Annotated in this window: 20 protein-coding genes; 9 read left to right on the top strand and 11 right to left on the bottom strand. The window is 66.7% G+C overall.

The window, feature by feature from the left end; translation table 11 throughout:
* Positions 1–22 precede the first annotated feature (22 nt).
* From RAH32_RS12870 to RAH32_RS12860, 3 genes are all read right to left on the bottom strand, one after another.
* A complete protein-coding gene (locus RAH32_RS12870; RefSeq protein WP_306608338.1) occupies positions 23–4,513 on the bottom strand; it encodes a translocation/assembly module TamB domain-containing protein in 4,491 nt (1,496 codons plus the stop codon).
* Positions 4,513–6,369 carry an autotransporter assembly complex protein TamA gene (locus tag RAH32_RS12865; protein ID WP_306608337.1) on the bottom strand — a complete coding sequence of 619 codons (1,857 nt, stop codon included), beginning with the start codon at positions 6,367–6,369 and terminating at the stop codon, positions 4,513–4,515. The genes RAH32_RS12870 and RAH32_RS12865 overlap by 1 nt, the downstream gene beginning before the upstream one ends.
* Positions 6,370–6,486: 117 nt before the next feature.
* A complete protein-coding gene (locus tag RAH32_RS12860; protein ID WP_306608336.1) occupies positions 6,487–7,413 on the bottom strand; it encodes a glucokinase in 927 nt (308 codons plus the stop codon).
* 156 nt (positions 7,414–7,569) lie between these two features.
* On the opposite strand from RAH32_RS12860, the gene RAH32_RS12855 reads away from it, so the two are divergent.
* Positions 7,570–8,001, top strand: a complete 432-nt coding sequence (locus tag RAH32_RS12855; protein WP_306608335.1) for a hypothetical protein — start codon at positions 7,570–7,572, stop codon at positions 7,999–8,001.
* 9 nt (positions 8,002–8,010) lie between these two features.
* Here RAH32_RS12855 and RAH32_RS12850 read toward each other — a convergent pair whose 3' ends face one another.
* The 5 genes from RAH32_RS12850 to RAH32_RS12830 all read right to left on the bottom strand — a co-directional run bounded on the left by RAH32_RS12850 (position 8,011) and on the right by RAH32_RS12830 (position 11,301).
* Positions 8,011–8,247, bottom strand: coding sequence for a hypothetical protein (locus tag RAH32_RS12850; protein ID WP_306608334.1), 237 nt, complete (start codon positions 8,245–8,247; stop codon positions 8,011–8,013).
* 91 nt (positions 8,248–8,338) lie between these two features.
* Positions 8,339–9,079 (bottom strand): amino acid ABC transporter ATP-binding protein, encoded by a 741-nt coding sequence (locus RAH32_RS12845; RefSeq protein ID WP_306608333.1) that lies wholly within the window; start codon positions 9,077–9,079, stop codon positions 8,339–8,341.
* On the bottom strand, positions 9,076–9,750 hold the full coding sequence (locus RAH32_RS12840) for an amino acid ABC transporter permease (RefSeq protein WP_306608332.1): 675 nt from the start codon (positions 9,748–9,750) through the stop codon (positions 9,076–9,078). Before RAH32_RS12840 ends, RAH32_RS12845 begins: the two co-directional genes overlap by 4 nt.
* A complete protein-coding gene (locus tag RAH32_RS12835) occupies positions 9,747–10,511 on the bottom strand; it encodes an amino acid ABC transporter substrate-binding protein (RefSeq protein WP_306608331.1) in 765 nt (254 codons plus the stop codon). The genes RAH32_RS12840 and RAH32_RS12835 overlap by 4 nt, the downstream gene beginning before the upstream one ends.
* Positions 10,512–10,686: 175 nt before the next feature.
* Positions 10,687–11,301, bottom strand: coding sequence for an enoyl-CoA hydratase/isomerase family protein (locus tag RAH32_RS12830; protein ID WP_306608330.1), 615 nt, complete (start codon positions 11,299–11,301; stop codon positions 10,687–10,689).
* 76 nt (positions 11,302–11,377) lie between these two features.
* Between RAH32_RS12830 and RAH32_RS12825 the strand changes: the two genes are divergently transcribed.
* From RAH32_RS12825 to RAH32_RS12810, 4 genes are all read left to right on the top strand, one after another.
* Entirely contained in the window at positions 11,378–12,994 is a 1,617-nt protein-coding gene (locus tag RAH32_RS12825) for a DUF2125 domain-containing protein (protein ID WP_306608329.1), read from the top strand.
* Between the two features lie 71 nt (positions 12,995–13,065).
* Positions 13,066–14,415, top strand: coding sequence for a TldD/PmbA family protein (locus RAH32_RS12820; protein WP_306608328.1), 1,350 nt, complete (start codon positions 13,066–13,068; stop codon positions 14,413–14,415).
* Positions 14,402–15,190: an inositol monophosphatase family protein gene (locus tag RAH32_RS12815; RefSeq protein WP_306608327.1), complete on the top strand. Its 789-nt coding sequence runs from the start codon at positions 14,402–14,404 to the stop codon at positions 15,188–15,190. The genes RAH32_RS12820 and RAH32_RS12815 overlap by 14 nt, the downstream gene beginning before the upstream one ends.
* A gap of 37 nt (positions 15,191–15,227) precedes the next feature.
* On the top strand, positions 15,228–16,298 hold the full coding sequence (locus tag RAH32_RS12810) for an endonuclease/exonuclease/phosphatase family protein (RefSeq protein ID WP_306608326.1): 1,071 nt from the start codon (positions 15,228–15,230) through the stop codon (positions 16,296–16,298).
* Here RAH32_RS12810 and RAH32_RS12805 read toward each other — a convergent pair.
* Positions 16,295–17,836 carry an AfsR/SARP family transcriptional regulator gene (locus RAH32_RS12805; RefSeq protein ID WP_306608325.1) on the bottom strand — a complete coding sequence of 514 codons (1,542 nt, stop codon included), beginning with the start codon at positions 17,834–17,836 and terminating at the stop codon, positions 16,295–16,297. The two genes, RAH32_RS12810 and RAH32_RS12805, sit on opposite strands and share 4 nt — an antisense overlap.
* Positions 17,837–17,936: 100 nt before the next feature.
* Between RAH32_RS12805 and RAH32_RS12800 the strand changes: the two genes are divergently transcribed.
* The 4 genes from RAH32_RS12800 to RAH32_RS12785 all read left to right on the top strand — a co-directional run bounded on the left by RAH32_RS12800 (position 17,937) and on the right by RAH32_RS12785 (position 21,610).
* Positions 17,937–19,022 (top strand): phosphatase PAP2 family protein, encoded by a 1,086-nt coding sequence (locus RAH32_RS12800; RefSeq protein WP_306608324.1) that lies wholly within the window; start codon positions 17,937–17,939, stop codon positions 19,020–19,022.
* Entirely contained in the window at positions 19,013–19,237 is a 225-nt protein-coding gene (locus RAH32_RS12795) for a hypothetical protein (RefSeq protein ID WP_306608323.1), read from the top strand. The genes RAH32_RS12800 and RAH32_RS12795 overlap by 10 nt, the downstream gene beginning before the upstream one ends.
* Before the next feature lie 5 nt (positions 19,238–19,242).
* Positions 19,243–20,991, top strand: coding sequence for a S8/S53 family peptidase (locus RAH32_RS12790; protein ID WP_306608322.1), 1,749 nt, complete (start codon positions 19,243–19,245; stop codon positions 20,989–20,991).
* A 154-nt stretch (positions 20,992–21,145) separates the two neighbouring features.
* Complete coding sequence (locus tag RAH32_RS12785) at positions 21,146–21,610, top strand: hypothetical protein (RefSeq protein WP_306608321.1); 465 nt, start codon at positions 21,146–21,148, stop codon at positions 21,608–21,610.
* A 65-nt stretch (positions 21,611–21,675) separates the two neighbouring features.
* Here the strand turns inward: RAH32_RS12785 and RAH32_RS12780 are convergent, their stop codons facing one another.
* Both RAH32_RS12780 and RAH32_RS12775 read right to left on the bottom strand, forming a co-directional pair.
* Positions 21,676–22,308 carry a PqiC family protein gene (locus RAH32_RS12780; RefSeq protein ID WP_306608320.1) on the bottom strand — a complete coding sequence of 211 codons (633 nt, stop codon included), beginning with the start codon at positions 22,306–22,308 and terminating at the stop codon, positions 21,676–21,678.
* 1 nt (position 22,309) lies between these two features.
* A complete protein-coding gene (locus RAH32_RS12775; protein ID WP_306608319.1) occupies positions 22,310–24,352 on the bottom strand; it encodes a PqiB family protein in 2,043 nt (680 codons plus the stop codon).
* Between the last annotated feature and the right edge of the window lie 4 nt (positions 24,353–24,356).

Raw genomic sequence — 24,356 nt, 5'->3', positions numbered from 1 at the left:
CTGCCCGAAAGGAAGCCTGCCGTCAGTAATCCCTTTCGAAATAGATCCCCAAGGTGCTGTCGCCCTCGGTTCCCACCGATCCCCGCGCCGTCAGCGAATCGGTCACGTCCAGGTTCAGGTTCAAGGTGCTTTTGCCGTCCGCCCCCACCGCGACATCGGTATACAGGTTTTCGGACAGGTACTTGCCCGCGCGCACCTGCACATTCCCGTCGTCGTCGGTGGCCAGGTCCAGATCGTCCAGCCCCACCTGGTTGCGCAGGCTGCCGATGATCCCCTCGCCTCCGCGACCCGCAAGGACCGCAATCGCATTGGCAAGCTGGGCGGCCTGCAAGGGGCTGATATTGTCCAGGCCCTGGCCGAACAGAAGCTGGGACAGCACCTCCTCCTCGGGCAGTTCGGGCGAGGATTCGAAGGTGATCTCGGGGTCGCGCACCTCTCCGTCGATGATGATGCGGGTGGTGATGCCGTCGCGTTCGGTCTGCGCGACCAGACGGATCACCGGGATCAGGCTGCCTTGCAGTTCGACCAGGCCCTCGGACAGGTCGAACCGCCTGCCCAGCAGATCGACCCGCCCCCGGATCAGTTCCAGATAGCCGATGGGAATCGCGTTGCGCGTGGTGCCCTGCACCCGCAGCGTCCCGCCCAGTTCCGCATCGACCCCTCGCCCGCGCACGAAGACCTGGTTCGGCGCGTTGATCACCAGATCCAGGCGCGGCGGCGCCGAGGGCGGGACCGAGGGCGGCCCGGCCAGCCCCGCCTCGCGCGTGGCCTCGCTGGGATAGGGTTCCAGCCCCGCCTTGGCACGGGTGGAGCGCACGGGCCGCGTGTCGCCGACATGGTTGATGTCGGGAATCGCCTTGGCCCCGCCAAGCCCGGTCGAGGGGATGCGGATCTCGGTCTCGCCCAGGTTGAGGGTGCCGGAAATCAGCGGGCCTTCGGCATTGCGTCCCGTCATGCGCAGGGTGCCGCTGATGATGGTTTCATAAAGGTTCGGATCGCGCGCGACGACCTGGTCCAGCACGATCGTCAGATCCAGCGTTCCGGCGACGAGGTCGATGGAACCGGTCACGCTGATACGCCCGCCCGCCGCCACGGCGGCAGAGGCATCCAGCGCGATCCTGCCCCCGGCCAGGTTGGCGGTGGCATTCACGTTTTCCAGCCGGATTCCGATGCCGGGATCGGCGACCCGCCCGTCGGTCAGCCGCACCTGTCCGCTTACGGATTGCAGGGACGGCGGGCCGTTGACGGACAGATCGAAGGACAAGGGCCCTTCAATGCTGCGGGTGCGGAGGAAACTGTTGGCAATGGAGGCGTTGCTGGTTCCGTTGATCGACAGGTCCAGGACCGAGAAGTCACGCGCCACGCTGCCTGATACCCCTATCTGCGTGTTGCCCGGCGCGGTGGCGGACAGATCCATCACGAAATTCGCGCCGCTTTCTCGGATGGTGCCGTTGACCTGGACAGAGCCGGGGAATTCGGCCTGCAACAGGCCCAGGTCGTTCAACCGCGCGTCGATGGTCATGCCGCTGGCGGTATCGCCCTGGGCCTGGATCCGCAGCTGGGGGTTCTGCACGTTCAGCCGCTGGAAGGACAGGCCCGCCTGCGACTGCGTGGCCGCGACGTCAAAGCTGGTCTCGCCCCGCAGCAGCGGATCAAGCCGGGGCTGGCCCAGGGACAGGCCGCTGGCGGTCCCGGTCACGGTGATGCGCCGGATCCCGCCCTGCTGGACCAACTGGCCCTCGGCATTCAGCGCGCCGCTGATGCCATTGCCCAGGAAGCGCAGATCCTGGGCATTCACACGCGCCGTCACGTCGGTTTGGTCCCCGCCGACCGTGCCTCTGGCGGTCGCGTTCAGGCGCGGGTTGTCGATCTGCGCCTGTTCGATGGTGAAGATGCCGTTTCGTTCGGTGCCGGTGACGGCCAGCCGTGTTTCGCCCGCCAGCGCGCCATCGACCTGGGCCTGGCCAAAGGCCAGATCGCGCCCGGTGCCCGATACCTCGAGCCGTCGGACGCCGTCGCCCGCCTCGCGGAAGCTGCCGGTCAGATCCAGCGCGCCGCGCCAGCCGGGACCGAAGGGCGCCAGCGATGACACGGCGACATCGGCGGAAATATCGGTGACGCCGGGACCATAGACACCTTCGGCAGTGGCGTTCAGTTGGTCGTTGGCCACCCGCACGTCGCGCAGGGTGACGGTGCCGTCGCGTTCCTCGGCCTGGACGCGCAGGCGGGTCGTTCCGGTCAATGCCGCATCCGCGTTCTGGACGCCGAAGGACAGGTTCTGACCCGATCCCGTCATGTCGATGAACCGTGTGCCATCCTGTTCGGTCAGCCGCGCGGTGGCATCGAAACCGCCGGTCCAGCCGTCGCGGATGGCCGACAGATCCGGCACGGCCAGATCGACGGTGGCATCAAGCGCGCCTTCGGCGAAACTGCCCCGGCCTTCGGCACGGATCTGCGGGTTGGCAAGGCGGAACACCTCGACCTCGTAGCCCTGGGGCTTTTCGGCGGCCAGCACGGTCAAGGTGGTCTGGCCTTCAAGCGCGTTGTCCAGGGCCTCGATGCCGATGCGCAGGTCCTCGGCCTCGCCGCTGACGGTCAACTGGCGCGACCCGGACGCGCCCGACAGCTTCGCCTCGGCCTGCAAGGCGCCCGAGAAGTTCGGATCGGCATCCTGAAGGGACGGCATGGAAATCGTCGCCGTCACGTCGCTGGACAGGCTGTTGACATAGCCCTGGGCCTGGGCGGTCAGCCGCTGGGCGTTGATGGACAGATTGTCGATCTCGATCCCGGTTTCGTCCCGCCGCGCATCCAGCGCAATGGTGGACCGGCCTTCCAGCAGCCGGTCGAGCTGCGGCTGGTCCACCGCGATGTCGGTGCCGGTCACGCTGGCGTCGATGTCGAAGCTGCGGTTCAGGAAGCGGTAATAGCCGCGCAGGCTGGCATCCGCCCGTCCCTGTATGTCCCGGCCGGCAAGGGCCGAAAGGCGGGACAGATCCTCGTATCGGGCATCCGCATCGACGGACAGCACGAAGCCGCTTTGCAGGCCCGACAGCAGGACCAGACCGTCAAGGCCGTAATCGGGACCGCTGACCGTCAGATCGGTGAATTCCACCACGTTGCCGGGGGTGAAGTCGAAATTTGTGCTGCCGGTGATTTCCGGGCCGATGGCCTGGGCCAGGCCCGGATCGGCAAAGACCATCTGCCGCGATGCGAAGCGGATGCCCCCGTTCAGGGATTCGAGGCTGCCCTGATCCAGCACCACCGCACCCGATCCGTCCAGCTGCAATTCGCCCAGCCGCACCTCGCCCAGGTCCAGGGCGCCGACGCGTCCGCTCAAGGTCCAGCCCTGTCCTTCGGCCGCATCATATTGCAGCTCCAGCCGCCCCGATTCCACGGTCGAGTCGTCGCCCGCGAAGGGCAGGGGAACCGGCACCTGTTCCGCCCCCGCGTCCGAACCCAGCGCGATCAGCAATTCGGCATTCTGGGGGGCGCCCTGGGCGTTAAGGGCCAGCGATCCGTCCAGCGACAGCGCCTCGGTCACAAGGTTCAGGGTGGGGATTTGCAACCGCCCGTCCTGACCCCGCCAGCCTTCGGCGCGAAGCTGGACCTGGTTGCCGAAGAAGGCGCGGTTTTGCGGCGCCAGCAGGGAGGCCACGTCGCCGCCCAGTTGCAGGGCGAAATTCGTGCCGGGATTGCCCGCCTGGTCCGGGCCGCCTGATGCGCTGACCCGGCCCGTCACGCGCGGCAACCCGTCCGTCGCCAGCTTGATGTCCACACCGAAGTCTCGAATCTGGCCCTCGCCGCTGATTTCGGCCACGACCGAGGGCTTGTCGTAAAGGTCGATCAGGTTGACCAGCAGCCCGTCCTCGGCCTCGTCAAGGGTCAGATCGACGCGCAGGATCTGGGTCTGGTTCGAAAAGGCGGCGTCCAGGTTGAAGTTGCCGCGCGGACCGTCCAACCGCTGGATGGTCAACCTGGCCTGGCCTTCGCCCCCTTCCAGGCTGAGGCCGCCCTGCACGGAAACCGCGGCGGCAAGACCGATCACGGGTTCGCCCAGTTCGACGCGTTCGGCGCGAATCTGCTCGATGTTGATGGCCACGGGCAATTCGGGCAGGGCAAATTCAAATTCCCGCGCCTCGGCGGTGACGGTCCCGGCCTGCTGTTCGCCCTGGGGAAGGCGGGGCAGCAGGATCTCTCGGGCCGACAGTTCGGCGATCTCGATCCGGCCGCGCAGCAGGGCGGATCGGTTCCACTGGATCGCGCCGTCGTTCAGCGTCAGCCAGACGCCCTCGGCGTCGGCGATGGTGATGCGATCGAAGGTCGCGCGGGACGACAGGGCGCCCTGAAAGCCGTCGATCACCACCTCGCGGCCGGCGCTTGACAGGTTGCGTTCCAGAAGCCGGGTCAGGAACCCCCTGTCGTCGCTTTCCTGCCGGGAAATCTCGGCCGCGCTTTGCGCCATCACCGACAGCGGGAAAAGGATCGCGAAGACGATCAGCCAGAGTTTGCGCATCAGAAAGCCTGCCCCAGTCCAAGATACAGTTGCACGCCCTCTCCGGTGTCCCCCCCGGTCGGTCCGGCCACGTCGAAACGCAGCGGCCCGATGGGCGTGTCGTACCGAACGCCGATCCCTGCGCCCGAGTGCCATTCGCTGTCGCCGTTCCAGCCGTCTTCCGCCCAGACCTCGCCGTAATCGGCGAATGCCACGACGCCGATGCGGTCGCGGACCTGCCAGCGCAGTTCGGCCGACAGGTTCGCCACGCTCATGCCGCCGGTCTTGATGGGACCGTTGGGGCCTGTGATCTCCTCGACGCCCAAGGACTGATAGGGCTGGCCCCGCACGGTGCCGCCCCCGCCCGAGAAGAACAGATAGTTGCGCGGCGTGTTCTCGATGTCGCTGCCCAGCACGCTGCCCAGGCGCGCGCGCCCTGCCAGGGTCACGCGATCCTCGGCCCCCAGGGAATAGAAGGCGCGACCCTCGCCCAGCAGGCGGATGCCGCTGTCTGTGCCGTCGAAACCCTTGAAGGGCGTGGCGTCGCCGTGCAGGTAATAGCCGCGCTTGGCATTGTTTTCGTTGTCGCGCGCGTCCCACATGACACTGGTGGGCAGGGCCAGGACCTTGAAGTCCGTCTCGCCCAGATCGTCATAGACGCGCGAGAACTGATACTGGATCGCCGTGTCGAAGGTGAAGCGGTCGCTGAAGATCTGGTTGAAGCCAAGGCCGATGATGCCGGTGTCCTCGTCGTAATCCTCCTCTCGCATCCGCGCCAGGCTGGTCAGGACATAGGCGGTGGTATCGGGCGTGATCGTCGCCGGACGGTCGATGCGCAGGGTGATCCGTTCGTCCTTGCCGCTGGTGTCGGATCCGATGTCCTTGACCTCGCCCTCGATCCGCAGCCGTTCGCCGCCGCCCAGCAGGTTGCGGTGCATCCAGTAGGCGGACACCATCGCCCCGTCGGTCGAGGAAATCTCGAAGCCCGCGCCGATGCGGCGGGGCTTTTGCTCCACCACGGTCAGGTTGATGTCCATGCTGCCGTCGGGGTTCAGCGTCTCGGCCTCTTCCAGGGTGATGGCGGAAAAGACACCGGACCTGCGCAGGCGCTTGCGGACATCCTCGACCGTGTCGGGATCGAAGCGCGCGCCTTCGGGCAGGCCCGCGATCTTGCGCAGCCGGCGCGGATCCATGCGGTCATAGCCGCGCATGTTCAACTGGCCGAAGGTGACGCGGGGACCGGGCGCAAGGCCGATCCGGCTGTCCACCACGGTATTGATGTGGTCGGCGGTGATCTCCTGACCCGCGACCTCGGCCTTGGCATGGCCCACGTTGCGCCAGCCTTCGACACCCGCCCGGGCCGCGCCCCGGATCGTGCCGGTGCCCGCGAATTCGCCCTGGCGATATCCTTTGGGCAGGTCGGTGCGGGGCGCCAGCGGGGCGATGGCGGCGCGGGAAAAGCGGAAGCGGGGCCCGGTCTGGACGCTGACGACCACCTGGCGCACGATGTCGGGCGCGTCCAGGGGCGCGATCTCGGCCGCCTCGACCCCGTCCAGGGTGATGTTGATGATGGCCGAATAATAACCCCGGTCATACAGATTGCCCAGGATCCGCGCATAATCGCCCCGCGCGGCGGCCAGGACGTCCTGCCCGGTGGTGCGGCCTTCGGACAGCGCGCCCGCGATCAGCGAGGCGTTGCGCAACGGCCGGTCCAGGTCATCCGCCCCCTGAACGCGGAATTGCAGATCGACCGGGCCTTCGTCGGCGCGCCCGCCGAACAGGCCGGAAAAGGGCGAGGACGCGGATTGCGCCCAGGCCATTCCGCCAAGGCCCATCACCGTGGATGCCACCAATGCTGCCCGAAGATATGCCCGCATCGTCCCGCGCCCTGCCTGTTCTTGGTTTTGGACCATATGAACAGGACGGCCGGATGAAGCCAAGCGATTCATCGGCCGAAACCGGGACGGCGGACGGGTTTCTGCCGCCTGTTGCCGTCAGGCCAGCGCCGCCAGGCAGCCGTGCAGCGCGGCCATGTCGTCGCGGATCAGGAAGATCGGCGTGTTTTCGGGGATATGGCGCATATAGGGCTCGGCCAGGAACGAGGTTTCGAACCGATCCATCCGGTCCGAGATGCTGCGCCCGACGCTGCCCGCCAGGAACATCCCTTCCAGCGGCATGAAGCGCAGCGCCAGTTCCCGGCACAGCAGGCCAACCAAGTCGGTGAACAGGTCATAGGTCGCATTGGCGACCGGATCGCCCGCATCGGCCGCCCGGTCGATCTGTTCCCCCGGCACGGGCGCTGTGTTTGTCAGCGCGGCATGAAGGCGCGACAGGCCGCGCCCCGCAAAGGCTTCCTCGGTCGAGATGAAGCCCTTGATCGCCTCGGGGCCGACGGCGTCCAGCAGGCGAAGGTAGATGTTGGCGGGCAGGCTGGTATGGCCTTCCTCGGCCTCGAGCGCGGCGATGGCGCCGCCGGGCAGGCTGCGAACCGCGCAGACGTTGAAGCCGGTGCCCAGGTTCACGACCAGCGACTGGCCGTTGCGGGGCCGGCCGGCGGGCGCGCTGCGCAAGGTGGCCAGGCCATCCCCCGACAGGACGGGCGTGGCATAGCCCATCGCCGTCAGGTCGTTGATCAGCCGAACCTGATCCGCATCGGTCAACCGTGCCAGCCGATCCTCGGAAAAGTCCCAGGGCCGGTTGGTCAGCCGCGCGTGGCCATTGCTGACCGGACCCGCCACGGCAATGCAGACGGCGCTGATGCGCGGCTGGTCCTGTTCCTGCAGGAACTGGCGCACCACGTCGTCGAAGCTTGCATAATCGTCGCCGCGAAAGCGTGTCACCGTTTCCCGGTCGATGCTGCCATTCCGCGCAATCGCCAATCGGGCATTCGTGCCCCCCACATCGCCCAGAAGCGTCGCCATTCGGGGTTCGTCCTTCCTATTGCCTTGGCCTTTCAAGTCGCCCCAGAATTGCCCGGTTTCCGAAGGCGGCGCAACGCCGCGTCGCGGCCGGTGGGGGAACCCCGGGCGCCGATGGCGTGTTTTCCTGTAGCACGCACTGGATGAAAGGCCCCGACCATGACCCGCATCGCAATCCGCATCGCCCGCTTCGGGATGGCCGGCAGCGTCGCGGCCCTTCTGGCCATGCCTGCCGCCTCTGCAACGCGCCCGGACCAGCCCGTGCAGGCCTGGCCCGCCATGGCGGGTGTCGATACCGCCACCCTTCTGGAGCAGGCGCAGGATCTGCCCGTGTCCGACATGGCCGTGGGCGATCAGCCCTATTGCGCCACCGATTCCGAAATCCACCAGACCTTGCAGCAGGATTTCAACGAAGCCCCGGTGCCGGGCGACGGCCATGCCGCGACCGAGCTTTGGGCGTCCGATCAGATGGGCACCTGGACCCTGGTCGTGCCGCGCAGGGACGATACAAGCTGCATCATCGCCTCGGGCATCGGCTATGACACGGCGCGCGACGTGGATGTCTATTATCAGACCGCCGGGCTGCGCTGACTGCCCAGGCTAGAAAAGCATCGCAAGAACCGCGATCCAGACGACAAGGTTGGAGGCCAGGACGACCGGGATCACCAGGCTTCCAAGATTGACTCCTTCGTCCTCGCAGATAGACGGCAGGGAACGAAACGATCGCTTGACCAGGACCTGCTTGGCCTGGGCGGGCCGCAAGGCTGTCTCGACCGGGGCAAGGCCAGTGCTGCGCCGTCCACGGACATGATCGATGCAGGGGGCAAATCCGTCCATCACCGGGTCTCCACGACTACTGTCAATAATCTATCACAAAAGTCGTGTTTTACGCTTTCAAATACTTCGGCGAATAGAGATGTTTCTTCTCTCAGCCGACCCGGCGCAGGAAAGCGCGGGTGCGATCATCCTGGGGATCGCCGAAAATCCGGGCGGGCGGGCCTTGTTCGACGATCCGCCCGCCATCCATGAAGACGATTCTATCGGCGATTTCCCGGGCAAATTGCATTTCGTGCGTGACGATCAGCATGGTCTGGCGCCCATCGGCGATGCTGCGGATCAGATCCAGCACTTCGCCCACCCATTCGGGATCCAGCGCACTGGTCGGTTCGTCGAACAGCAGAAGATCGGCATCCAGCGCCATCGCGCGGCCGATTCCCACGCGCTGTTGCTGCCCACCCGACATGGCCGAAGGATAGCTGTCGCCCCGGTCGGCCAGCCCGATCTGGGCCAGGATCTCGTCCGCGCGGGCAGCGGCCTTGGCCTGGGACCAGCCGCGCACGGTCGTCAGCCCTTCGGTGATGTTCTGCCGGGCGGTCTTGTTGGCGAACAGGGCATAGTTCTGGAACACGAACCCCGTCCGCCGCCGCAGCGCCAGGATCTGCGCACGCGTGGCATGGGCCGCGTCCACCGACAGATCGCCCACCGTGATCCGGCCGGCATCGGGCGCATCCAGCCAGTTCAGGCATCGCAGCAGCGTCGATTTGCCGGTGCCCGAAGGGCCGATGATCGCCACCCGCTCGCCCGGTTTCAGGCACAGGTCGATGCCGTCCAGAACGGTGTTCGTTCCGAACCGCTTCGTCAGCCCGGCAATGTCGATCTCGCATTTCACCGCGCCACCGCCTTTCCCAGATGGCGTTCCATCCAGCGTTGACCCACCGACAGGACCTCGACCATGATCCAGTAGATCACGGCGACGACCAGGAAGGCTTCCAGATACAAAAAGCTGCCGGCCGCCTCCTTCTGCGCCGCGCCCATCATCTCGGTCACGCCCAGGGTGAAGGCCAGGGACGTGCTTTTGATCAGGTCGATGAAGTAGTTCATCAGCGTGGGCGCCGCGACGCGCGATGCCTGCGGCAGGACGATCCGCCGCAGAAGCTGGCCTTGGGTCATGCCGATCGAGGCTGCTGCCTCCCACTGGCTGCGGTCCACGCCCAGAATCGCGCCGCGGATGCTTTCGGCCATATAGGCCGAGAAATGCAGCGTCAGGCCGATCACCGCTGCCGTGATCCCGTCGATATTGGTCAGGGCAGGCAGCAATTGCGGCAGCCCGTAATAGAACAGGAACAACTGCACCAGCAAAGGCGTGCCACGAAAGAAGCTGATGAACACTGCCACAAGGCTGTCGGCGACCGGGATGCGCAGCACGCGCACGATCGCCAGGACGGCTGCCAGCACCAGCGCCGCCGCCATCGCGACAAGCGCCATTCCCAGCGTCAGGGGAACATAGCCGAGGATGATCGGCACCAGATCCCACATGTAGGCGGTGTCAAGCGGCCTCATTCAGCAGGGTCGGCCAGGGGCTTCGTGACATCGGCGTCCAGCCATTTCTGCGAAATCTCGGCCAGTCGGCCGTTTTCCTTCAGCGTGGTGATCGCCGCATCGACCTTGTCGCGCAGGGCCTGTCCGGCTTCGTCGTTGCGGAAGGGCAGGGCGTTGCGGATCTCGCTGAAGGGCTGACCGGCAAGGGCCAGGGGCAGGGGACTTTCCTTGATCACCTGGGCCGAGGACACGCGGTCCATCACGAAGGCATCGACCCGGCCAAGGGCGGTATCCTGTTCGATGTTGGATTCATAGGTGCGGATGTCGATTTCCGACGCATTGGGCAGGCCACGCAGCAGTTCCTCGAAATTCGATCCCAGGTTCACGGCCACCGACTTGCCCGACAGGCTTTCCGGCCCGGTGATGGCGTCTTCGTTGCCCGCCTTCACCACGACCTGCGCGCCATCATAGACATAGGGCTGGGTAAAGGCGAACTTCGCCTCGCGCTCGGGGGTGATGGTGATCTGGTTGGCCACCGTGTCGATGCGCCCCGATTCCAGCGCGCCGATCAGCCCGGAAAAGGACATGGTGACGAATTCGATGTCGTCGCCGGTGATCTCGCCGATGGCGTTCATCAGATCCACCTCGAAGCCCTGCAATTCGTCGGCACGGGTGAAAGTAAAGGGGAAATAGCCCCCCGACATGCCGACGCGGATCGTCTCGGCCGTGGCGGGCAGGGCGGTCGTCAGGGCCAGGGCGGCGGTCAGGATCAGGTTGCGCATGGCGAAAACTCCTTATTCTACTTGGTCTTGAGATGCGCCGGGCGATGGCGGGCCGCAAGCCCCGGCCAGCAAAAAGGGACAGGATAGGCGGCTGCAGCGCAGCCTTGGGACAAGGGACGCGGGGGAAACGGGCAGGCCGGGACAATGTTCCGTCACGGCCCGGCGGCGCTTCAGGTCAGATCATCGCCTTGATGGCCGCGACATGGCCGGGCGCTGCGCCCAGGGCGTCGGCGGCCAGGGCGCGGGCCGCGTCCATCAGGGCGCCGGGTTCCGCGATGCGGTCGATCAGGCCCCAGGCCAGCGCCTCGGGCGCGCCGATCCGCTGGCCAGCCATCAGGATCATCTTGGCCCGCGCCGGCCCGACCAGACGCGCAAGACGCAGGGGATCGGACGGCTGGGGCAGGAAGCCCAGCCGCATCACCGGATAGAAGAACCGCGCGTCCGGCACGGCGATGCGCAGGTCGCAGGCCAGCGCCATGCCGAAGGCCCCGCCCGCCAGCGTGCCGTTCAACGCGGCGATCGTCAGGCAGGGCAGGGCACTGATACGTCCCGACACCCGTTCCCATTCGGGCGATGTCGCAAGCCCGGCCCTTGCCTCGTCCAGATCGGCGCCGGCGGAAAAGATCTTGCCCGCCCCGGTCAGCACCACGGCGCGGACATCGCCGGCCGCCGCGATCCGGTCGAACGCCGCAACCAGATCGGCCAGCATTCCTGCGGTCAGCGAATTGGCCTTGCCGGGCCGGTCGAGGGTGACGATGGCCAGGCCATCCTGGTTCACGAAACGGATCACGCGATTGCTCCCTTGGCGCGGACGGGCCGCTGTGCCACAAATCCCACAAGCTCAGGTTCTCCGAAAGGTCTTTGGCATGTTCCGCTTCACCGCAACCTCCACCCTTGCGCTGATCCTTGGCGCCGCACCCGTCCTGGCGGATGTCACACCCGCGCAGGTCTGGGAAAACCTGCAGGAATACGGCACAGAATACGGATATCAGGTCACCGGCGACGTCGAGGACGCGGGCAACACGCTGACCGTCACCGATGCCGTCTTCTCGATGCCGGGCGAAACCGGAAACAGCACGATCACGCTTCCGAAGATGACCTTCCAGGAAACCGGCGACGCGCGGGTCCGCGTTGTGATCGACGGCGATGTAGCGGTGGACAGCAGCTTCATGGCGCCCGTTCCCCAGGAAGAGGAAACGACCGAAGCCGCGCCCGACGCGGGCGCCGACGCCCCTGCCGACCCCGCGGCACCCGATGAGGCGCCCGAGATGGTCGAGATGACCATGACCGGCACGATCAGGATGCCGGGCAATGAAATGGTCGTGTCCGGCATGCCCGAGGATATGCTGTACGAATTCACCTATCCCACGCTGGAATTCGATTTCGACCTGCCGACCGAGCCGGGACAGGATGTGACGATCCCCGTCACCGGCAGCGTCACCGACCTTGCCGGGTCGCAGCGCAATGTCGCGGCGGCGGATGGCGGCATGAACACGACCTTCGACATGAAGGCCGCCAAGGCGGCGATGCAGATCGAGGCCCAGATGCCTGCCGACGACGCCGGCGTGGGCGGCGGCACGGTGGATTTCCAGGTGGCGCTGACCGACCTGACCAGCCAGGGCACGGGAAAGACCCCCGGTCAGTCCTTCGACCTGGGCACCCAGCTGGCCGAGGCCCTGGCCGCCGGGCTGGTGCTGGAAACGACCCTGACCTATGAAACCCTGCAAGGCAGCTTCGACGTCACGGGCAAGGACGAAAACGGGCAGGACCAGTCCGGCAAGGGCAGCTTTTCCACCGGGGCCACCGATATCGCCTTCCAGATGTCGGAACAGGGCCTGGGCTACAAGGCGGCGACCGCCGATGCGGCGGCCGAGATGACCCTTGCCACCCTGCCCTTCCCGATCAGCTACGGCGTCGAACGCATCGGTGCGGAAATGCTGATCCCAGTGTCGCAGGCAGAGGCCGCGCAGCCCTTCAAGTTCGTCTATGCCCTGGAAGACCTGACCTTCGGGGATGCGATCTGGAACCTGTTCGACCCGACCAGCCAGCTGCCCCGCGACCCCGCCAGCCTGACCGTCGATCTGTCGGGCGATGCGGTGGTGTCGCAGGATCTGTTCGATCCCGCCCAGGCGCAACCCCAGACCGACGCGGTGCCAGAGGCTCCGTTCATGCCCAAGACCCTGAACGTCAACCGGATCGCCCTGGATGCCGTGGGCGCCACGGCCGACATCACCGGCAGCCTGGAATTCGGCGACAATCCGAATGAACCGGTGGGCCAGTTGACCGGCAGTTTCGAAGGCGTCAACGGATTGATGGACAAGCTGGTCGCCATGGGCCTTGTGCCCCAGGAACAGATGATGGGGATGCGCATGATGCTGGCAATGTTCGCCAAGCCCGCCGAGGGCAATCCCGACCGGCTGACGTCCGAGATCGAGTTCCGCGAGGGCGGACAGATCTTCGCCAACGGCCAGCAGGTCAAGTAAACGCAGGCCCCGGGGCCGGGGGCCGGGGCCATGGTCCCGGCCTTTTCCATGCGCAGGACAGGAGAGGCGCGATGTCACCCGTGGATTTGCAGTCGCTGGCTGAATCTCTGGTGGATGCGGCGCGGCGGGCGGGGGCCGACCAGGCCGACGCGCTGACCGCCAGCGGACAGTCCATCAGCATCGACATGCGCGGCGGCGCCCTGGAACATGCCGACCGGGCGGAAGGCGTGGAAATCGGCCTTCGCGTTCTGATCGGCGGACGGCAGGCCAGCGTGTCCGCATCAAGCCACAGCCCGGCCACCATCGCCGAGATGGCCGAACGCGCCGTCGCCATGGCGCGCGAGGCGCCGGTCGATGACAACCTTGGCCTGGCCGACCCCGACCAGCTTGCCCGCCATCGCGACGCGGCCGGATTGCAGATCGCCGACGACCGGCCGGATCCCTCGCCCGACCACCTGCAGGACCTGGCCCTGCGGGCCGAAGCCGCGGCGCGCGACATGCCGGGCATTTCCCAGGTGGAATCGGCCAATGCATCCTTCAGCCGCCGATTCCTGTGGCTTGCGGCCTCGAACGGGTTTTCGGGGGGCTATGGTCGCACGACCCATGCGATATCCACTGTGGCCATCACCGGCGAGGGGCTGGGGATGGAACGCGACTATGCCGGCGAATCGCGCGTCTGGGCCGAGGATCTGCCCGCCCCCGAAGACATCGGCCACCTGGCGGCGGAACGCACGCTGGCCCGCGCAGGGTCCAGGAAGCCGCCCACCGGCGCCTTTCCGATCCTTTATGACCGGCGCGTCGCCTCGTCGCTGATCGGCCATCTTCTGTCTGCGGTGAACGGCACGGCGGTCGCGCGCGGCGCAAGCTGGCTGCGCAAGGATCTGGGCCAGCCGGTGTTGCCCGAAGGTTTCGACCTCACCGAAGATCCGCTGCGCCCGCGCTATCCCTCGTCCCGGCCCTTCGACGCCGAGGGCTTGCCGACCCGCGCCCGCAAAATCGTGGAGGGCGGCGTCCTGCAAGGCTGGACACTGGATCTGGCGACCGCCCGCAAGCTGGGGATGGACAGCACGGCATCGGCTGCGCGGGGCCTGTCGTCGGCACCCTCGCCCACGAACAGCAACGTGATCCTGACGCCGGGCACCGCCACGCCCGAAGACCTGATCGCGGATATGGGGACGGGCCTGATCGTCACGTCCATGCTGGGTGCCTCGATCAATGGCACCACCGGGAATTATTCGCGGGGCGCCGCAGGCTTCTGGGTGGAAGGGGGCCGCATCGCCTGGCCGGTCAACGAATGCACCATCGCGGGCAATCTGCGCGACATGCTGATGACGATCGAGGCGGCGAATGACGCCCTGCCCTGGCGGGGGATCGAGGCAGGCAGCATTCTGGTCCGGGGGATGACCGTTGCCGGGGCCTGAGGACGATCTGGCGCTGCTTGCGCAGGCCGCGCAGGCCGCAGGACCGATCGCCCTGTCCTTCTGGAAGGCCGAGCCTAAGGCCTGGGACAAGCCCGGCGACGCCGGTCCCGTGACCGAGGCGGATCTGGCCGTCAACGACACCCTGCGCGAGATGCTGACCACGGCGCGGCCCGACTATGGCTGGCTGTCCGAGGAAAGCGAGGCCGACGCATCCCGCCTGGATGCGCGGCATTGCTTCATCATCGACCCCATCGACGGCACCCGCGCCTTTATCGCCGGTCAGGCGGGCTTTGCGCATTCGCTGGCGATTGCCGAAGGGGACCGGATCGTGGCCGCAGTGGTCCATCTGCCCGCGATGGATCTGACCTTCACCGCCCATGCCGACGGCCCGGCGCTGCTGAACGGCCGGCCGATCCGACCCAGCAAGGCAGGCATCCAGGGCGCGCGCGTGCTGACCTACAAGTCCGCGACCGAGCCCGAGCATTGGAAGGATGGCAAGGCTCCGCCCTTTCGCCGCGAATTCCGCCCATCTCTGGCCTGGCGGCTGTGCCTGGTGGCCGAGGGGCGCTTCGATGCCGCCCTGTCGGTGCGCCATGTCTGGGAATGGGACATCGCCGCGGGCAGCCTGATCGCCCAGCGCGCGGGCGCGATGGCGACCGACCGCCACGGCGGTCCCATGCGCTTCAACAGCGCGCGCGCCATGGTGGACGGGATGATCGTGGCCGGTCCGCGCCTGCATGCCCAGATAGCGGCGGGAATGATCCGGGTTCCGTGATAGGATCGGGCATGGCTTCGCTTTCACAGGCATCCCGATGGCCCGCAAAGACGTCAGCATCGCCAACTTCAACCTGTTGAACCTCAACCTGCCCGGCCAGCCAATCTATGACGACGCGGGCTGGACCCAAGACCAGTACGACGCCAAAATCGCATTCAGCGAACGCATCCTGGACGACATCGACGCCGACATCATCGGCTTTCAGGAATGCTGGAACGCCGATGCCCTGGCCGAGATCTTCGACCGCCCCGCGCTGCGCGGCCGCTATGACCTGGTGGCCCGCACCACCGATCCGCCGGGCATCCAGGTGGCGCTTGCGGTGCGCAAGGGGATGCTGCAAGGCCCGCCCGAATGGATCGCGGATTTGCCCGATGATGCCCGCTTCATCGACCTGGAGGAGGCTCGCGATGCCGAGGAATCGGTCAGCGTCACCATCCGCAGGTTTTCGCGCCCGCTGCTGCGCGTGCTGGTGAACAAGGCCGATGGAACCCCCGACATCACCGTCTTTGTCGCCCACCTGAAATCCAAGGGGCCGACCGCGCTGCAGGGCGACGACGACAACCCGGTGCTTCGTCGTCACAAATTCATTGCGCAGACCGTGGTGTCGCATGTCCGGCGCATGGTCGAGGCCGGGGCCTTTCGCGCCATCCTGAACGACACCATGCGCCGCAACGACAAGCCCGTGGTGGTCCTGGGCGATCTGAACGACGCCACCACCTCGGTCTCGACGGAATTGCTGACGGGCAACCCGGGCTATCGCTTCTTTGCCAAAAGCACGGCGGGCAGCAAGTCGGATGCAGGGCTGTACACGGTCGAGAAGCTGCAACAGCTTCGATCCTTCCGGCACGTCTATTACACCTATATCTTCCAGAACCAGATGGAGTCGCTGGATCACATCATGGTGTCGGATTCCTTTTATGACCACTCGTCGATCCGGTCCTGGTCGTTTCGGGAGATGCGCGTGCTGAACGACCACCTGACCGCGACGGAAAGCCAGCGGAAACGGCTGGGATACAACGACCACGGCATCATCGTCGCCCGCTTCGACTGGAATCCGATGGTCGAGGAAGCGGAAAGGATCCTGGCCGAGGAAGGACCGGGGTCCTAGATCAGCCCCGACCGCGTGACCCCCAGAAGCCCGCCCTGCCGCAGGGTGGCGACCGGATAGCCGTCGCTGCGCATCGCCTCCAGCGTAAAGCCCGGCTCGACCCGGCGCAGGGCCTGCAGGGCGGACAGGGCGCCAGCCTCGTCCCGGCGGTGATAGCGCAGCGCGGCCAGAAACCGCAGCGAGGGGCGGTTTTCCGGCGCGAATTGCTGGACCGCGTCGAACCGCTGCTCGGCCTCTTCATAGCGGCCAAGGCGGGTGAGGGCGATGCCCATGCGCATCTGCCAGGTTGCTGGATTGAGGACCGACAGTGCTTCGGCCAGGCCCGCCTGCGCCTCTCGATATGCTTCCTCGTGGCGGCCAAGATCCGTTAGCGCCCGCGAATAGGCATATCGGGCCAAGGGATTTTTCGCATCCGCTTGCACTGCCTGCTGCGCCAGCCAAAAACTGACCTGTCCGTGTTTCATATACCCCTCGACCACGGAAGCCACGCCCAGGGCAGTGGCGCTGTAAGGATCAGCTTCTCGCGCCCTGGTGGCGAATTCCTGCGCCTCCTGGATGATGCCCTGGGGGTCGGGGACCAGGCGTTCAAAGACTTGCGTGGTGCGCACCCAAGCCCGCAGCGCCATGGTCAGGGATGCGTTGACCCCATCATCCATGCCCGCCAGAGCCTGTTCGGCCCGGGCCAGCCGGGCATGGTTGAAGCTGAACACATCGCCGAAGGACACGCCAAGCGCCGCGTCGATGGTGCGTACGGCCTCCAGGACCCGCATCACGCCGACGCAAACCTGGGCAGTGCAATCGCTCATGGCGGCGGCCAGGTTGTCCGCGTCCAGGACGAACTTGTGCGACCAAAACAGTCGGCTGCTGGGTCGATGGGTCAATTTGACCAGCAGATGAACCCCCTGGCCAACACGATTCGCCACCGCAGAGAGGACGATGGCCGATTGCCCCGGATCGGCGCGGTCGGGCATGGCGACCATGGGCACCAGATCGCAGACCCGGCCGGCGGCCTCGCCCAGGATTATCGCCGCGATCACTCCGGTTTCGGTATTGCCTGCCACTGGTTCCGCCGTGAGCAGAACCGGCAGCAGAGAGGGCTTTAGGGCCGAGGGCGTCACCGCCTGTTCCGCGTGCATCCGCGCATCGCGCAGCCAGTCTTCGAATTCGGGATCGGGAATATCCAGGTCCGCCGCGAATTCCGGCATCTGCCCATCGGGACCGGGCCGGGCAGTCATGTCCAGCCGGATGATCCCGCCGTCCAGACCAACCCAGCCCGGCCCGCTGAGCAGGGCGTCACGCGCATCGCCCAGGCTGATGCGGATCTCTCGCAGCACCTGGCGCAGGCTGGCATTGGCGTTTTCCGGCTCTCGGGTGCTGAACAGCAGATCCTGCAAGCGCGCGCGCAGGATCCGCATGGATGTCGCGCTTCCCATCACCGCAAGCGCGCCACGCGCCCGCATCCCGCGCGGAGTCAGGCGCAGGTTTCCCGGCCCGATCAGCTCGACCGGTCCCATCAGGCGAAGCGTAAGCGGCAGCATGGACAGAAAAGCTATAGGCGAAATCCTGACTCGTTGTTACGCTTTCCCCTAGGGCAAAGATACATTGTTTTGGATTCATTCGGGTTAACGAGGTCGAACCATGTCCTTGCAGCACGGCGAACATGGCGAACACGGGGAACATGGGGAACACGGTGAAAGCACCCGCGGTCCGGGTTCTGCCGCCTTGATGTCCGCGGCCCTGATGCGGACCCGCGATGCCATCGTCGGCACGGAAATGATCAACCCACCGCCTGCACATGCGGGCCATCTGGATCTTGCGGCTCGTCTGCCGCGCCTGGCGCGGGAATACCGCAACGCCGTCCTGATCTCCGAACTGCTGGAGGATCTGGCCTTCGTGGCCGAGGACGACAACCCGCCGGGAAAGACGGCGCGGGCCATGACCGTGTCGCGGCGCAAGACGGGGGCGGCGCTGGAATACCTGCCCCTGGTCCGGATCGCGCGCCCCGATGTCGCGGATTTCAGCCAGGCCGCCCCGCTGGTGGCGGCCTATGCCGAATTGCGCGGCGACCGGTTGGCGGAAATCACCGTCCAGCAGCAATACCTGATCCCCTTCCTGGCCAGCATCCTGCCCATCGACCCCGTCCGCAACCCTGCCCTGGCCGAGATGCTGGAGGTCGGGCTGGATCTGGTCACGCCCGTGGTGATGCGCGTCAAGCTGGCGCTTGGCTGCCCTCGGCCCAACCAGTTCAGCGACCGCATCCAGCCGATCATCCCCGAACCGGCCCATCCGTCCCTGCCCAGCGGTCACGCGACCCAGATCTTCACGCTGGCGACCATGCTGGCCTTGCTGGAAAATCCCGCCGCAACGGTGAAGGCCGACAGCCAGATCTATCGCCTGGCTTGCCGGATCGCCATCAACCGGACGGTCGCAGGGGTGCATTTCCCGGCGGACAGCGCAGCCGGGGCGGTGCTGGGCATCCAGTTGGGGCGTTACCTGATGGCGCGGGGCCTGAAGACGGACGTGGGATCGGCGGAATTCGATGGCCGCCAGTTCCGCGACGCGGCGGGTCCGCGCGATTTCCACTATGCCATTCTGGACCGGATGGTGACAGGGCAGGATTCCGCGACGGACTTCAAGAACGATGCGACCGCGCCGCGTCCGGCGCCGTTGTGGCGATCGCTGTGCGAGCGCGCGCAACAGGAATGGGGCAACCGATGGAGCTGAAGGACGATCCGCCCCCTGCCCGGTGGTCCGAACCTCGGGCGGCGCATGACACCTTCCGTGCCGGCCTGTCGCCCTATCTGCATTACTACTATGACCTGCGGGCCGAACGGGGCGACGCGCCGCCCCGCGAACCCCATGGGCCCGACGATGGCGCCGACCTGCCGGGCCAGCTTGAACGGGCGCTGCGCGATCTGGTCCGGCGGACCTTCGAATGATGGCCATGGCATTCGCCATCCTGTCGTCCTTCCAGGATTTCCTCGAGGATCCGGCTGGGGTCCTGTCGGCCGATGCCCGGAACCCCGATCCTCGGGACAAGGAAGACAACAGGGATCTGGACGATCCCTCGCTTGCCTATCTGTCGGACGGTGCCCTGCCCGATCCTGCGACCGGTTGCATCATCGGGGTGATCGACGACGCCATCCCCTTCGTCCACCAGCGGTTCACCCTGCCGGGGAACCTGTCGCGCATGGCCTCGGTCTGGCTGCAGGATGCGCGGTTCCGGCCGGAAACGGGGGACGACCTGCCGACCGGGGCGGAATGGCGGGGGGCGGAACTGTCGGACCTGCTGGCCCGCGCCGCATCAGGCGACATCGCGGGCGAGGAGACGATCTATCGCATGACCGGCGCGGTCGATCTGACCCGGTCCTCCACCCCGTCGGGCGCGTTCGAGGCGGGGCATGGCGCGGCGGTGGCGCCCTTGGCGGCGGGTTTCGATCCAGCTGATCCCAGGGCCAGGAACCATCCGCTGATCGCGGTCTGCCTGCCGCCCCGGATCACGGCGGATTCCATGGGCGTTCTGGCGCCGGTGCCGATCCTTGCGGGGATCCTGTTCATCATCAACCGGGCACGGCGGTTGTGCCGTTTCATCGAAAGGCGGCACGACCTGACGCCGGGGTCGGTCCGCCTGCCGGTCGTCATCAACATCAGCCTGGGCCTGACCGCCGGTCCGCGGGACGGTTCCACCCCGCTGGAACGCTTCATGGACGCGGTGTCGGATTTCCCGGCCCCGGATCTGGGTCCGATCCACTTCGTGCTGCCTGTCGGCAATCATCGCCAGGACCGGCTGCGCGCCCGGCTGAAACCGGGCCAGGATGTCGCCTGGCGCCTGCCGCCAGACGACAGCACCATCAACGCTATCGAAATCTGGGGTCCGCCGCACGCCCATTTCCCGCGCGGCGATCTGCAGATCACTCTGACGGTGCCGGGACTGGCCCCCGCCACCACCGCCTTTACCCTGCCCTGGCAGTATTCGGTCCTGTCCGGTCCCGACGGACGGCCCTTGGCGCGGGCCTATTACACCCCGCATCAGACGCGCGCCGGGCAGTGGCGCGACGGCATCACCGTGATCGCCGTCCCGACCTGTCCCGAACGCCTGGGAGAGGCTTTTGCCCCGCCGGGCGAATGGCGGGTGCGGATCGCGGATGCCTCGCCCGGCGGGATCTATGACCTGGCGGCGCAGCGCGACGAGGTGATCCGCGGATTCCGCCGGGGCGCCCGGCAAAGCTGGTTCCACGACCCGGGCTATCGCAGCCATGAACCCTCGGGCTTTCCGATCCTGACCGACGCGCAGAACGGCGGCGATCCATCGGTGATCCGCACCGACACGGTCAACGCCTATGCCACGGGCGAACGTCCGCTGCGGGGCGGGGCGATCCATCGGCACGAGGGCACCACCACACCCTATAGCGCGCTGCTGAACGACGGCCAGCCGGGCGATTGCCTGGTGCCTGTCGATCGGGCGATCAACAGCCCCGGCATGATCCTGCGGGGCCGCGACAGCGGCAGTTTCGAGATATCCTCGGGCACGTCGATGGCCGCCCCGCAACTGGCCCGCTGGCTGGCCCGGCAACTGTCGGACGGGCAGCGGCCGGGCAGCCGCGCGGCGATTCGCCAGCTGGCCGAAAACCAGTCCGCCCGCCCCGCGCCGACGCCCGTATTGGATTTCCCAACGCGATTTCCCGAATTCTAGGCGTCGCCCGGGCATATTTCACGCTTTCCGCGCGGTTTTCCCCTGAACGATTCACGCCCGTTTCACGCCCGCGGTGGAGAGTGAGTCCATTGTTACCGTTCATCGGTCGCACGGGGTGACGCCTCGCTTGGCAGCAGCAGGAGGGAAAACGGACATGCCGGGTGACACAATTCCGAATTTCAGCAATGTCATCGCCGCGCTTCAGCTCTTGGGCAATGGACTGGGGGGTGTGCAGAATATGCCGGCCCAATCGCCCGAAAGCCTGTTGGCGGAGATGCAGGGACGGTCAGGGTTCAGTGCTCCTCTCGCTGAACCCGACCGTCCGACCTGGGCCGCGTTTCGCCGGCTCGAGCAGGAAAACCAGCTTCTTGTCGATCATGCCGAGATGCTGGCCTGCGCCCTGGGTGCCTGCCCAAATTGCTGGGGCAGCATCGAGGATTGCGAGGATTGCGGAGGCGTCGGTCGTCCCGGTGCCTTCGCCCCCGATCGTGGATGTTTCGATCACTTCGTCCTGCCGGTCATCGTCCGCGTCATGGGACGGGCAAACCTGCATGACGATCCTGCCACCCGTCCTGGCGATTACCGGGATCGGGACAACCCGCAAAGTTCCTCTGTTTGACAGTTCCCTGTTTTCTGTCGCGGGTGGTTTGGCGGATGGTTTTTTGTCCATCCGCCAAATTTGGTTCAGAACAGCGGATCCAGCGCGAAAGGATCGGCGGGCGCCGTCGTGGCGATGGTGCGCCCGGGTCCCGACAGCGTGGCGATCTGCCGGGCCAGGATCGCAATGGCCGACGATGCCGCCGCAGCCGAGGCCCCCGGCCCGGTCCCGCCCAGGGGCACGGCGATGTCGAAACTGCGGGCATGATTTGCAGCCCCGCTGCCCTCATCCGCCACGAAGTAACGCCCCGACAGCCGATAGATGCCATTGGCCTGCGGCAGGGCGCGTTCCACCCGCACCTCCAGCACGCGCTGCGGAGGTTCGGCCAGGGGCCAGGGCTCCCCGATCACGGTCGCGCCCGATGCGTCCGAAATCGCGCGCGCCAGCGACAGGGTAAAGGCGCGCTGCGGATTGTCGGCCCACAGGTTGTCGGGGCTTGACCGCACGGCGCCGTCTTCCGTCTGGAAGGCGACCTCTTGCCCGGACGCGTATTCGGGCAGGGACACATCCTTCAGTTCCGCGCTGCCCAGCCGGTTGGGCACCTGTTCGCCTGTCACCGGCGGGTCGATGATGTAGCGCGCGGTATCTTCCGGGTCGGAACAGGCCGACAGCCCCAGAAGGCCAAGGCAGGCAAGGGTCACGGGCAGGCGCAGGGTCATGTCATCGTCCCAGAATGAAGGCGCGGGGGTTGCGTTCGATCATCCGGGCCAAGGACCCGAATGCCTCGGTCGCGCGGCGCAGTTCGCGCAGCATGTTGACAGCCTCGGTGTTGAAGGCGGAACGGCTGCCATAGGACGCCAGGACCGAATCCGCACGTGCCGCCGTTGCTTCCAGCCGCTGGATCAGCTGCGGCAGGCGCTCGACCGAGGTGGCGATCTCCTCCGCCGCGGTGCTGGCGCTGTCGAGCGCGTCGTTCAGGCTGCCAGCCGCATCGCCGTCACGCAGGTCGTTCAACAGGCCCGACGCGGCCTCCAGCGTATTGGACAGGTTGCGCGGCAGTTCTTCGGCATCCTCGCTGCCCAGCATCGCGCGCAGGTCGGCCAGGATCCCTTCGGCCTGGGCGCTGATCTCGGCGAATTCGAATTCCTCGACCGCAGTGGCGGCGGCGTCGATCTGGTCCACCATGTCCGGCACGTCGGCGGCGGCCAGCTTGACGGCCTCGGCGGCGGCGGCGGCTTCATCGACCAGGCGGGCGAGGTTCTCGGCCGTGCCGCTGTCGCGCAGGTCGCGGGCCATGCCGCCGATGTCGGTGGCCGCACTGCGGGTCTGGTCCAGCGTTTCCCGCAGGCTTTCGGGGATGGCGCGGGTATCTTCCGAGCTGGCGATGGCGGTGATGCTGTTCATCATGTCGGTCGCCGATTGCAGCACTTCTTCCAGCGGCAGGTTGCCGATCCGGGACAGGAAGCCCTGGGCACTGGCGCTGAAGTCGTCCAGATCGCCAGGGACGGACGGGATGATGGGATTGGGCTGGGCGCTTGTGTTGATGCTGGCCGGTTCGGCGCCGGGGATTTCCACCAATTCCACCATCAGCGACGTGCCCAGGAACCCGGCACTGGCCACGCGCGCGCGAAGCCCTTGGGACACGGCCTGTTCCAGGAAGGCAAGGGCGTCTTCGGACGTGGCGTCCTGGGGCAGCCCCAGCCGGGACGGGGAAATCGCCATCGTCACGACCTGCCGGATTTCCCCGCGCGGTTCATCCTGCGTCACCGCCAGATCCGTGACCTGGCCCACGCGCAGGCCCTGGAACTGCACATCGGCCCCCTTGGCCAACCCTTGCAGGGAATCGTCGATCAGCATGGCAAGGCGCAGCGGTTCGCCGCTGTCGCTGGCCAGGATGTCGTTTCGGGCGGTATCCTCGTCCGGCTGCAGGGCATAGACATGGCCCGGCTCCACGGGCCGTCCGCCGCTGATCAGCGTGTCGAAGGCCACGCCCCCCTGCAGGACCGAGGACAAGGAATTCACGTTGAACGAGACCCCCGACGCGCCCAGCGACAGCGAAAAGCCCGAGGTGTCCCAGAACACGGTCGAGGTCGTCAGCCGCTTGTCATGCGGCGCCTCGATGAAGGCGTCGGCGATGACCTGATCCTCGGTATCGGCCAGGCGGATATTCTCCATCCGGCCCACCTGGACGCCGCGATACAGGACCGGCGCGCCTTCGCTGATGCCGTCGGCGTTTTCCATGGCCAGTGTGACCAGCGTGCCGGGAACATCCTCGCGGACCAGGGGCGGGCGGTCCTGGCCGACGAAATGGTTCTGGGGTTCCGTGACATTGGCGTCCCAATATCCCTCGATGAAGGAACCGGTCAGGACCGTGTCCAGGCGCGTCACGCCCTGGGCCGTCACCTGCGGACGGACGATCCAGAAGGACGCATCGCTGTCGATATAGGGGGCGATGTCCTTGTCCACCCGGATTTCCACCACCACGCGGGACAGATCCGGGGTGAAGCTGACGGATTCCACCTGGCCCACGGTGATCTCGCGGAAGCGCAGGGTGGTTTCGCCGGGCGTGACGCCGGTTGCGTCGGCGAACTCGACCTCGATCACGGAGCCGCGGGTGGAATAGGCGTTCCAGGCGATGCCCAAGGTCACCACCAGGGCAATGATGGGCACAAGCCAGATCACGTTGATCCCGGCCTGGGCAGCGCGCGCGGCAGTCTTGCGCACGGGGCTTGCCGGTTTCAGCGGCGGCGGCGTGTCGGTCATTGCG

Origin of the sequence: Paracoccus yibinensis (assembly GCF_030846195.1) — a bacterium.
Lineage (GTDB): Bacteria > Pseudomonadota > Alphaproteobacteria > Rhodobacterales > Rhodobacteraceae > Paracoccus > Paracoccus yibinensis.
This window is presented reverse-complemented; position numbering and strand designations above follow the sequence as displayed.